The organism is Anoxybacillus sp. J5B_2022 (genome assembly GCF_026847645.1).
Taxonomy (GTDB): Bacteria; Bacillota; Bacilli; order Bacillales; family Anoxybacillaceae; genus Anoxybacteroides.
This window is the reverse complement of sequence record NZ_JAPSMC010000083.1, coordinates 1-10,372: the sequence shown is the minus strand read 5'-3', so window position 1 is coordinate 10,372 and position 10,372 is coordinate 1. Positions and strand designations below refer to the sequence as shown.

The following is a 10,372-nucleotide window of genomic DNA, read 5'->3' as shown; positions in this document are numbered from 1 at the left end:
TATTTATGAAGATACACATATAATCCAATCCCGTTTTTTCTTATCTTGTGCTGCTGAAACGGGGTTTGTTTGATGAATGCTTCAAACTCTTCCTTTGTGTAAGCGCCCTGTTTTAAAAAAGTTTTAAATGAAAATTTGACGAAATACTTGTCAAATCCTTTCATTTTGCTTACTTCATGCTCAATCTCTTCATCGGTCGCCTCACGGTTCATGTCTATAATGAGAGCCGTTCCCCCTTCTTTCAGGACGCGATACATTTCACACAACGCTTTTACAGGCTCTTTGAAATTTTTAAAAGCTGCCGTGCAAACAACAAAATCAAAACGATGATTTTCAAAAAGCAAGTCGGACGCATTTCCTTCCATAAAGTCTACAAAAACATTCGCTTCTTTTGCGTTATGTTTGGCGATTTCCACAAAATCAGGACTTATATCGACAGCGGTAACGTGAAATCCTCTTTTGGCCAGTTCAATGGACAAATAGCCTGGGCCAGGGGCGACTTCTAATATGTGAGCCCCTTCCGTCACATGCTTTGCCACTTCATCCGCATATGCTTTCATTTCCGCAAGCCGGCTTTTTCGCGAGTTGCGATCATACCATTTTGCCGCTAAGCCATAAATGCCGAGGTCTTTGTTTTTTCTCGCGTTTCTCATCATATGGCCTTCCCCCCACGAACTACTTTTTTCGCTTTAACACAATGATGGCGTTGCTCAAAAGCCCTAATCCCGTTCCGATCAAAAAGCCGACAATTGCGCCAATAAGCGTGCGAATCCATCCGCCAGATAAAAACATCTCCCAGCCACCGCTGCCGATAAAGCCAACCAGCGCACCAATCGAAATTCCTAAGAAAACAAACGCTCCGTAAAATAACCCAACGGCTTCGTAATCGGCAATGTCCATATGGTGATAGTGCGCAACAATCCGCTCTTGTAAATCGGCTGACTTTGTCGTCTCGCTCCGAAACTTTAATTCTTCTTTCGCCCGTTCAAATGCTTCTTGTTCCGATAGCCCTTGTTCCATTAAATCTTTCATATAGTCGCTCATGTAGAGAATCATATCGTTTTCTGCTTCCATCGCTGTCTCGGAGCGACTTTTGAATTTCGCGAGCTTCGCCATCAATTTACTTTTCGTTTCTCCCGTTCTTCGACGTAACTTTTCCATATACGTCATCTCTGCTTCTTCTAAATAATATGGCGCTTGCTCTTTCGCAAATTGCTTGATTTTTTCTTTCATTTCATGGCTAAACATTGTTTTCTCCTCCATTCGTTCGTAACAGATGAATACGCTCGCTTAAAAAATCCCACTTTGCCCAAAAAGCTGCTAATTCCTCAAATCCTCGCTCGTTTAGCGTATAAAACTTTCTTGGCGGCCCCATGTCTGACGGTTTTTTCGTAATGTGGACAAGCTTATTTTTTTCTAGCCGCAACAACAATGCATATACCGTCGCTTCCGCAATCCCTTGGAAACCTAAGGCGTGCAGCTTTTTCGTAATCTCATAGCCGTATATTTCGCCACGACTTATAATCTCTAGTACGATACCTTCCAAAATCCCTTTCAGCATTTCGCTTAGATTATCCAAAAAAAACACCTCCTACGTACTCAATAACGTTGGTATTCAATAATATTGAGTACTACTATATAGTAACATAGAGTAGTTGATTAAGCAACACCCGTGAAAAAATAATCCAAACAATAAAAAATTTTTTGTTTGACATCTTACTGACATATTGAATGGGTACACTTTGAAATGTAACCAATAATCGAAGGAGGAGTACGATGAACAAAAAAATTTTCACAATGGTGCTCGCAGGTGCTTTAGCTTTAGGTGGAGGGATGAGTGTTCCAACATTTGCAAAAGAAGGAAACCAACATTCCACGCAAATGGAAACATTCAAAGAGGAACATGGAAAACGATTGACACACCATCATTGTTTTCTGAAAGGGAAAACGATTGACTCGCTGCTTAAAGGCATTGAAACGTACGACCTTCAAACAGAAGGAAAAACATTAAATGAGGTCTGGAAGGAATACCGTGAAGCGCGTTTATTAGACGAGGCAAAGCAGCTTGGCATTGATACCGAAGGAAAAACAAGCAAAGAAGTTTTAAAAGAAGTAAAAAGAACGAAACTGATGCAAGAAGCCGAAAAATACGGAATTCGAACGGATGGAAAATCAATGGAAGAAATTCGCCAAGAAGTAAAGAAAGCAAAGCTTTACAAAAAAGCAGACGAATATGGCATTGAGACAAGCGGAAAAACGATGCGTGGAATCGCCAAAGAAGTGCGTGACGCATTCATCATCGAAAAAGCAAAGCAGCTTGGCGTTGATACCGAAGGAAAAAGCATTCATGAACTTCATCGGCTCATTCATGAGCAGCAACTCATCAACGAAGCGAAAGAATTAGGCATTAATACAGAAGGAAAAAAAATTAATGAAATTAAAAAAGAAATATCCGATACCTTGAAAGCGAAGCTTGAAAAATTGGGGATTATTTTACCAAAAGGAAAGATTACGAATAATTAGCGATGAGTCAAAACTACAACAAAACAAGGGGCAATCCTAAGGAAACACCCTAGCGAGGGACAGGTTCTTATAGGATGCCTCTTTTCATTATATAATTAATGTCGTACCACGGAAGGGCAGGGGGAATACGATGAAGAAAATACTCATAGTTGAAGATGAAATCGCAATTGCTCGTGTATTAAAAGCGTATCTCGAAAAAGAAGGGTTTGATACAGTCATAGCTTATGATGGGGAAAACGCTATCGAACAGTTTCAACAAAAAAACCCGAATTTAGTTATACTAGATGTGATGCTTCCGAAAAAAGATGGCTGGGAAGTGTTAAAATATATAAGAGAAAAAAGCGCTTGTCCTATTATTATGCTGACAGCGCTTAGCGATTTGAATTACCGGTTAGACGGCTTTCAATATGGGGCTGATGATTATATTACTAAGCCATTTGCGGCCCAAGAAGTCGTTGCTCGTGTAAAGGCGGTGTTAAAACGCCCTATATTTATTATGCACGAGGACGAAAAAGTGTTCGGGTCATTAAAAATCAATATGAAATCGCATGACGTTTTTTTGCAAGGCGAACCAGTGAAGCTGACTCCAAGAGATTTGGCAGTGCTTGTTTTTTTGGCAAAGCATCCAAATCAAACTTTTACACGCGATCAACTTATTGAGTACATTTGGGGAATCGATTATGACGGTAGTGACAGAGCGGTAGATTTGGCCATTAAACGTCTTCGAAAAGCTTTGATGAAATGGCCTCCAAATGAAGGGGAAATTAAAACTTTACGCGGATTGGGGTATCAATTCTGTGTCTATGGAAGAACAACATAAACCGACAATTATTCAATATTGGACAAAACGATATGTTTTCACACTGTGCATCGGGCTTATCCTCATCGGTCTTCTTTTAATTTTTTGGATGCGTTATCATGCTTTGCAAAATCGAATAGAAATTTTGCAATACATTGCCGAAGAAACAGCGGAAAGGCTAGAGGGCGGGAACACCAATATAAGTTTTGATTTTACGATTGGGGATATTTTTGAAAAAAGACGGAAATTTATCGAAATGGGGCAGAGGGTACGAATGATTATTACTAATCGAAATGGAAAAATTATTGCCACACTCCCAAAAAGCCCATTACTTGAGAAAATGAAAATACCGAAATCCTTTCTCGACAAAGAAAACGAAAACAATCTAGAACTGCTTAACCGCACCCATTTTATCGTAAAAGAACCGATTAACCGAAACGGACAAGTGGTAGGATGGGTCGTTGTTGCCCAACCAAAGGGAACTCTTTTAACTTTAAGAAATGACCTCGTACCGCTATTTGTTTTATTAGGTAGTTTAGGTCTTTTAGGATGGGGAGTTATTTATTTTTTAACGAAGCGGTTAGTTCGTCCTATTCAATTAGTGTCAGATGGAGCGAAAAAAATATCCGAAGGAAACTATGAAGTGAAACTTCCACAAGATATACATGAAAGAGAATTGTTTGAGCTTGTCCATTCCTTTCAAGAGATGGCGAGCCGTCTGAACCAATTAGAAAATCTAAGATTAGAATTGCTTGCTGGAGTTACACATGAATTAAAAACACCTGTTGCTTCCATGAGTGGATTGATTCAGGCGGTTAAAGATGGGGTGGTGGAAGGAGAAGAGGCAAAAGAATTCATTGACATCACCTTAAAGGAAGCGGAGCGAATGAAACAAATGGTCAATGATTTACTCGATTTCAATTCCTTTACAACGGGGAAAATCCTAATGTCGACTAAAATTATGGATATTAATGAATGGCTTCGAGAGGCTGTACATGAATATGAAATTTTGTATCCAGAAATAACGGTCGACCTTCAGCCCTCTTCGTCGAAACTTTTCTGTGAATTCGATTCGGCTCGTCTTCAACAAATCTTTTTTAACCTTTGGGACAACGCAAGACACGCAATGAATGGAAAGGGAACTATTTCGGTTACAGTACTAGATAAAGAGTATGTCCACATTGACGTAAAAGATGAAGGTTCAGGTATTCCAAAGGAAGAGGTGGAGCGTATTTTTGAACGCTTTTACAGAGGGAAAGAGAAAAAAGAGCGAATAAGAGGGTTAGGTCTTGGATTGCCATTAAGTCAAATGCTGGCTCGTGCACTAGGGGGAGATTTATTCTTAAAAGACACTTCTCCTAACGGCACAACATTTTCTATCATTTTGCCAAAGAAAACTATACCTCATGATGCTATGGAAACCGGAGCAGACATGCTGATTAACCGATAATATCAGAAAAAGAGCAAGGAAAATCCTATTGTCCTGTAAAGTACGGAGTTCCATCCCGAAAAATGTACCGTTGTGCAAAAGCTTTAGGATATCGATCGGTAGAAAAACAAACCGTAACAAGCGGCTTGCCAATCGAAGCAATTACCAATAAAAAGGAAAGGGAGATTCCCTTTCCTAAATTTTCAAAACAGAAACTTAAATAGTTCTCTTGTTTTTCCATGAACATAAACTGTGCAAAACATTTAGCAAACGCTACTTTTTTAATTTTTCCATGTGATAATAGGCGAATGCTGCACTGACCAACCCAACGAGCCCGAGTAACATCCCAATGATTTGCATCATTATATTCATCCCTTTATCGGATTTATCTTGCTTAAGCGGTAGAACGTGTTGCAAAACTTATTTTGATGGCATAAATCCCCCATAAGAAACTATCCTCACGAAAACCAGACACATACATTGTAAATTATTTTGGAATAATAGGAACCCATAACTCATTTTTTGGCGTGTGTTTCGGATCATAATAACACTCAATACACGGTAAATCAGCAAGTTCATAACCAGAAGTTAGGAGCCATTCGGAGTACAATCGTTTCCACGCATCTACAACATTCGGGAAAACTGCCCATGAACTTGGCGGAATAACGAGAGTTTCCATATCGTCCGGAGCCTCTCCCTCATATCTTACCCCCATAAAATAATCAAACTGCTCATCTTTCATGGTAGCCTCTTTCCCACAAATGCCCAGAAGGCTTTCTAATGTACATTTAGGATTTTCCCACGACATATGAATCAGTGCTTCCATAAATCCATCTTTTTTTGCATTATTCCAAAGGGTAGGAACTTCTTTAAAAGCTTTACTCGTTTTTACCGGTTTCCTCTTCCCTACAATCCTTAATTCAAAATCAAGATGCTCAATTCTGTACTCCATTTCCGTATCTCCCTTATGAACGGTTATTTTTCAAGTGGAACGAGTTTATTTGGTGTTTACACAACTAAGCTCTAATTTCGCGACGCATTCGACATGCACGGTATGTGGGAACATGTCGACCGGCTGGACTTCGAGCGTTTGGTAGCCGCCGTCTTCTAACATGCGCAAGTCGCGGGCGAGGGTGGCTGGGTTGCACGAGACGTAGACGATGCGCTTCGGTTTCATGGCGATCATCGTCTGTAATAACGTTTCGTCGCAGCCTTTGCGCGGCGGATCGACGACGATGCAATCGGCGTTTATCCCCTGCTCGTACCATTTCGGAATAACCGCTTCCGCCTCCCCAACCGCAAACTCTACATTGGTGATGCCGTTTAGTGCAGCGTTTCTCTTTGCGTCTTCAATCGCTTCGGGAACGATTTCGACCCCGTATACTTTTTTTGCGTTTTTTGCTAAAAAGAGCGAAATCGTTCCAATGCCACAGTAGGCGTCAATGACCGTTTCTCTGCCTGTCAACTCCGCATATTCCAACGCTTTTTCGTATAACACTTTCGTTTGTTCCGGGTTTACTTGATAAAACGAACGGGCAGAAATCGCAAACTGAATGTCGCCGATATAATCATAAATATATTCAGAGCCCCAAAGCACGTGCGTACGTTCCCCCATAATGACGTTTGTCCGCTTCGGGTTTATATTTTGCACAATCGACTTCACGTTCGGTATACGTTTTACAATCTCCTCAACGACTTTCTTTTTATGCGGCAACTCCTCGGTACGCGTAATCAAAACGACCATGACTTCTTTCGTCGTTGCCCCATAGCGCGCCATAATATGCCGAAGGACGCCTCTATGCGTTTGTTCGTTGTAGGCTGGGATGTTGTATTGTTCGCAAATTTGTTTGACCGTTTGCACGACGATATCGTTCATTGCTTGTTGAATCAGACAAGATTCCATGTCGATAATGTCATGGCTTCGTTCTTTGTAAAAACCTGCGACAAGCCCGCCTTCACGCTCACCGACGGGCACTTGCGCTTTGTTTCGATATCGCCATGGATCGCTCATCCCAAGAACGGGATGAACGGTGACATCTTCAATTTTCCCGATACGCGCCAATACTTCTTTTACCTGCTTATGTTTCGCTTTCAATTGCCCTTCATAGCTAAGGTGTTGCAGCTGGCAGCCCCCGCACTGCTTATAAACGGTGCATGGTGCCTCTACGCGATCTGCGCTTGGCTCATATAATTCAATTAAACGGCCGTAGCCATAGCCTTTTTTCACTTTAATGACTTTAATTTTCGCCTTTTCTCCCGGCAGCCCGTTCGCAACAAAAATCGGAAAGCCATCGATTTTTGCCACCCCGGCACCATCGTGCGTCAAATCTTCAAACGTCACGTCATAATAGTCGTTTTTCGCTACTGGAATTTCTACGTTTGCCATTACTCCTACTTCCCTTTCCTCAAAATACTGGATTGATTGTACCACACGATTGGCAGGAACACAAAAAGAGAACAGGACAACCTCAATATCCTGCTCTCATTTGTTCCGCTTTTTCTTTTGGAACAAATACTTCTAAATGGCGGTATAAATTGACAAACTCCCCTGGCAACAAGCCCCCGTATTCGCCATCTAAATTAAGCTGCATATTGTTCGGAGCAGTTACTTTAATGCGATTTGCTTTTGTGTAAATTAAATTTGGGTCGTTAATATGCTCTCCTCTTGAGGCAAGCGTCACGATGCGAATAAATTCGGCTAAGTTCGTTTTCTTTAAAATGATTAAATCAAACATCCCGTCATTTAGCGACGAATCGGGAGCTAATTTTTCAAATCCGCCGACGGAATTCGTGAGCGACACTAAAAATAGCATAATTTCGCCTTCGTACACTTTCCCGTCATACTCAATTCGCGCTTCGGTCGCTTTAATGGACGGTAACATTTCTATTCCTTTTAAATAGTACGCAAGTTGTCCGAGCATCGTTTTTAGTTTACTTGGCACTTCATACGTCAATTCCGTCAGACGCCCGCCGCCAGCAATGTTAATAAAATAGCGCGTCTTCCCTTCGTTCATCACACAGCCGATATCAATCGGCACTGCTTCTCCTGTCGTAATGACTTCACACGCCCCTTCAATCGTCCGCGGTACGCCAATCGCCCGCGCAAAATCGTTCGTCGTGCCGACCGGAATAATGCCTAATTTCGGGCGATATTCTTGGTTAGCAATGCCATTGACAACTTCATGAATCGTTCCGTCTCCTCCGGCGGCAACGACTAAATCAAACCGGCGTTCCACTGCCTTTCTCGCTGCCTCTGTCGCATCACCTGCCCCCGTTGTCGCATGGCAAGACGTTTCATATCCCGCCTGCTCAAGCTGAATGAGCACATCTGGCAAATGCTTCTTAAACAGTTCTCGTCCTGACGTTGGATTATAAATAATTCTTGCTCGTTTCATAGCCCCATCATCCTAATTTATGTTTTCAATCGATTCCACTATTTAACATAATACCGGAATCATTGTTTCGTTGCAATGATTTCGCTCCAAAAGATGAAAAGACTGGCGCTCCGCCAGTCCCTCTAGGATTACTCTTTTTCCACCGTTTGCGACGGTGCGTGTATCCCTTTTCCAGATAAGTTTTCTAAAAGTTCTTTGACGTCAATGCCAGACGATGCTTTGAGCGATTCTTGCAATGTCGCCATTAAGTTTGTCGCATAGCCTGTGATGCGGTTGGCGCCACCGTTAGGGCTATTCGAGCCGGTATCGACAACCGTAATTTTCTCAATATTGGCAAGCGGGCTAGCGACTTGCTTCGCATATTCAGGAAGCATTTTTAAAATCATGTCGAGAACTGCCGCTTGGCCGTATCGTTCGAACGCTTCGGCGATTTTTTGCTTCGCTTCCGCTTCGGCCAACCCTTTTAGGCGGATAACTTCTGCTTCCGCTTCCCCTTTTGCCTTTTCCGCTTCCGCTTTCGCCAATCCGTCCATCCGGATTTTTTCCGCTTCCGCTTTCGCCATTGCTTCGATTCGATATTTTTGCGCATCCGCTTCGGCAATTTGTTTCACCTTTGCCGCAGCTGCTGCTTGCTCGACGGCATAACGGTCGGCATCTGCTTTCTTCTTCACTTCGGAGTCGTATTGGCGCTCGCGGCGCAAAATTTCTTTTTCTTCCAATTCAATTTGCTTTTGCCGCTCGATAATTTTAATTTGCATTTGTTGCTCGGTAACTTCTTGTTTCGCTTTCGCTTCTTCTAAATGATATGCTTGGTCGGCGCGCGCTTTCGCGATATCTTGTTCGCGGCGGAATTCGGCGAGCTTCAATTGGTTGATTTTTTCCGCCTCAGCAATTTCCGTCAAGCGCTCTAATTCCGCTTTCCGCGCTTCTTTGTCGGCTTCGGCTCGCTTAATGCGCGTTTCTTTTTCCGCTTCCGCTGTCGCGATATCGGCATCGCGCTTCACTTGAGCGATGCGCGGTTTTCCGAGCGCATCTAAATAGCCATTTTTGTCGCGCACGTCTTTAATCGTAAACGACACGATGACAAGCCCCATTTTCGCCAAATCGTGTGAAGCGACACGCTGCACTTCTTGCGAAAACTTGTCGCGGTTTTTATAAATTTCTTCAACCGTCATCGAGCCGAGAATCGAACGAAGATGCCCTTCTAGCACTTCTTTCGCTTCATTTTCCATATCTTGGCGCGATTTCCCTAAAAACTGCTCGGCCGCTGTCGCAATTTCGCCGATCGAGCTGCCGACTTTAATGATCGCGACACCGTCCGCCATGACCGGAACGCCTTGTTCCGTGTACACTTCTGGCGTTTGCACGTCCAGCTTAATCGACAATAAGCTGAGCGGTTCCGCCTGTTGGAAAATCGGCAAAACAAACGTTCCGCCGCCGCGGACGATTTTAATTTTGTTTCCAGATTCATCGACATGCACATTTTTACTGCCGAGATAGCTTCCCGTCACGATAAGCGCTTCATCTGGACCGACGGTGCGGTAGCGCAACATAAATACCGCAATCAGCCCGAGAAGCAATAAGACGACGACCCCAACGACGATTAACATCGGCATCATGCCTTATTTCCCCTTTCATTAAATATGATATGGATCGTGCTTCGCCACAGTGGCGACGCCGTTTTCCATTTTGATAATGACTACTTCTGTTCCTGTCGCAATTTCATCGTTTTTCAAGCTTTTCGCCGGCTTGGAAACCGCCCCGCTTGTACGCTCGATCAAAATTTCGCCAAACCCATCCGCCGGAACAGGGACGATCACTTTCGCTAAACTCCCTTCCAAATCCGCTTCGGTATAATGAAGCGATGCTTCGGCGGAACGGAGCGGAATAAAGACGAAAAAGTGCAAAAGCAAGACGGCAATGAGCGAAATACCCGCGCTCACAACGCCGATAACGCTTGACAACATGTTAGTATATTTTTCAAATAAATATCCCGCGGCGCTGAACACCGTGAAAAACGATAAAATGAGCTGCGGGCTAAATAAAGGATGGTCCGGCACATCCAATATCCCATCCAATATGTCGCTTAATAAAATATAAAGAAACGTCAAACTGCCACTGATGATGAGCACAAATAAATAAACCGTTTCGATCGGATATCCGAACATCTCCTCACTTCCTTTCTGCCCGGGTCATTATGTAATTACGAACGGTCGCAAAAAATGT

Annotated in this window: 10 protein-coding genes and 1 pseudogene; 3 read left to right on the top strand and 8 right to left on the bottom strand. The window is 42.9% G+C overall.

Features of this window, described 5'->3' with window-relative positions; translation table 11 throughout:
• From M4I42_RS15525 to M4I42_RS15515, 3 genes are all read right to left on the bottom strand, one after another.
• Positions 1 to 656, bottom strand: a 656-nt coding sequence (locus tag M4I42_RS15525) for a class I SAM-dependent methyltransferase (protein ID WP_268852980.1), incomplete at its 3' end; no start/stop codon positions are given.
• A 19-nt stretch (positions 657 to 675) separates the two neighbouring features.
• Positions 676 to 1,248, bottom strand: a complete 573-nt coding sequence (locus tag M4I42_RS15520; RefSeq protein ID WP_268852979.1) for a GlsB/YeaQ/YmgE family stress response membrane protein — start codon at positions 1,246 to 1,248, stop codon at positions 676 to 678.
• Complete coding sequence (locus tag M4I42_RS15515) at positions 1,241 to 1,561, bottom strand: PadR family transcriptional regulator (protein ID WP_275125069.1); 321 nt, start codon at positions 1,559 to 1,561, stop codon at positions 1,241 to 1,243. The genes M4I42_RS15520 and M4I42_RS15515 overlap by 8 nt, the downstream gene beginning before the upstream one ends.
• Positions 1,562 to 1,776: 215 nt before the next feature.
• On the opposite strand from M4I42_RS15515, the gene M4I42_RS15510 reads away from it, so the two are divergent.
• The 3 genes from M4I42_RS15510 (at position 1,777) to M4I42_RS15500 (ending at position 4,772) form a co-directional block, all read left to right on the top strand.
• A complete protein-coding gene (locus tag M4I42_RS15510) occupies positions 1,777 to 2,523 on the top strand; it encodes a hypothetical protein (protein ID WP_268852978.1) in 747 nt (248 codons plus the stop codon).
• A gap of 130 nt (positions 2,524 to 2,653) precedes the next feature.
• Positions 2,654 to 3,343, top strand: coding sequence for a response regulator transcription factor (locus M4I42_RS15505; RefSeq protein ID WP_268852977.1), 690 nt, complete (start codon positions 2,654 to 2,656; stop codon positions 3,341 to 3,343).
• Entirely contained in the window at positions 3,327 to 4,772 is a 1,446-nt protein-coding gene (locus M4I42_RS15500; RefSeq protein ID WP_268852981.1) for a HAMP domain-containing sensor histidine kinase, read from the top strand. Before M4I42_RS15505 ends, M4I42_RS15500 begins: the two co-directional genes overlap by 17 nt.
• Before the next feature lie 466 nt (positions 4,773 to 5,238).
• On the opposite strand, the pseudogene M4I42_RS15495 reads toward M4I42_RS15500, so the two are convergent.
• The 5 genes and pseudogenes from M4I42_RS15495 to M4I42_RS15475 all read right to left on the bottom strand — a co-directional run.
• A pseudogene (locus tag M4I42_RS15495) lies at positions 5,239 to 5,718 on the bottom strand (GyrI-like domain-containing protein); the annotation flags it as partial.
• A 30-nt stretch (positions 5,719 to 5,748) separates the two neighbouring features.
• Positions 5,749 to 7,137, bottom strand: a complete 1,389-nt coding sequence (gene rlmD / locus M4I42_RS15490; protein ID WP_268852976.1) for a 23S rRNA (uracil(1939)-C(5))-methyltransferase RlmD — start codon at positions 7,135 to 7,137, stop codon at positions 5,749 to 5,751.
• 82 nt (positions 7,138 to 7,219) lie between these two features.
• Positions 7,220 to 8,146 (bottom strand): diacylglycerol kinase, encoded by a 927-nt coding sequence (locus M4I42_RS15485; RefSeq protein ID WP_268852975.1) that lies wholly within the window; start codon positions 8,144 to 8,146, stop codon positions 7,220 to 7,222.
• Between the two features lie 128 nt (positions 8,147 to 8,274).
• On the bottom strand, positions 8,275 to 9,765 hold the full coding sequence (locus M4I42_RS15480; RefSeq protein ID WP_268852974.1) for a flotillin family protein: 1,491 nt from the start codon (positions 9,763 to 9,765) through the stop codon (positions 8,275 to 8,277).
• An 18-nt stretch (positions 9,766 to 9,783) separates the two neighbouring features.
• Positions 9,784 to 10,314, bottom strand: coding sequence for a hypothetical protein (locus M4I42_RS15475; protein WP_268852973.1), 531 nt, complete (start codon positions 10,312 to 10,314; stop codon positions 9,784 to 9,786).
• Positions 10,315 to 10,372: the final 58 nt, after the last annotated feature.

Bases quoted from the DNA above. Each gene is read 5' to 3' on its own strand.
- M4I42_RS15520 (WP_268852979.1), bottom strand. From the start codon at position 1,248: ATGTTTAGCCATGAAATGAAAGAAAAAATCAAGCAATTTGCGAAAGAG.
- M4I42_RS15475 (WP_268852973.1), bottom strand. From the start codon at position 10,314: ATGTTCGGATATCCGATCGAAACGGTTTATTTATTTGTGCTCATCATC.
- rlmD (WP_268852976.1), bottom strand. From the start codon at position 7,137: ATGGCAAACGTAGAAATTCCAGTAGCGAAAAACGACTATTATGACGTG.
- M4I42_RS15505 (WP_268852977.1), top strand. From the start codon at position 2,654: ATGAAGAAAATACTCATAGTTGAAGATGAAATCGCAATTGCTCGTGTA.
- M4I42_RS15500 (WP_268852981.1), top strand. From the start codon at position 3,327: ATGGAAGAACAACATAAACCGACAATTATTCAATATTGGACAAAACGA.
- M4I42_RS15480 (WP_268852974.1), bottom strand. From the start codon at position 9,765: ATGATGCCGATGTTAATCGTCGTTGGGGTCGTCGTCTTATTGCTTCTC.
- M4I42_RS15485 (WP_268852975.1), bottom strand. From the start codon at position 8,146: ATGAAACGAGCAAGAATTATTTATAATCCAACGTCAGGACGAGAACTG.
- M4I42_RS15515 (WP_275125069.1), bottom strand. From the start codon at position 1,561: ATGCTGAAAGGGATTTTGGAAGGTATCGTACTAGAGATTATAAGTCGT.
- M4I42_RS15510 (WP_268852978.1), top strand. From the start codon at position 1,777: ATGAACAAAAAAATTTTCACAATGGTGCTCGCAGGTGCTTTAGCTTTA.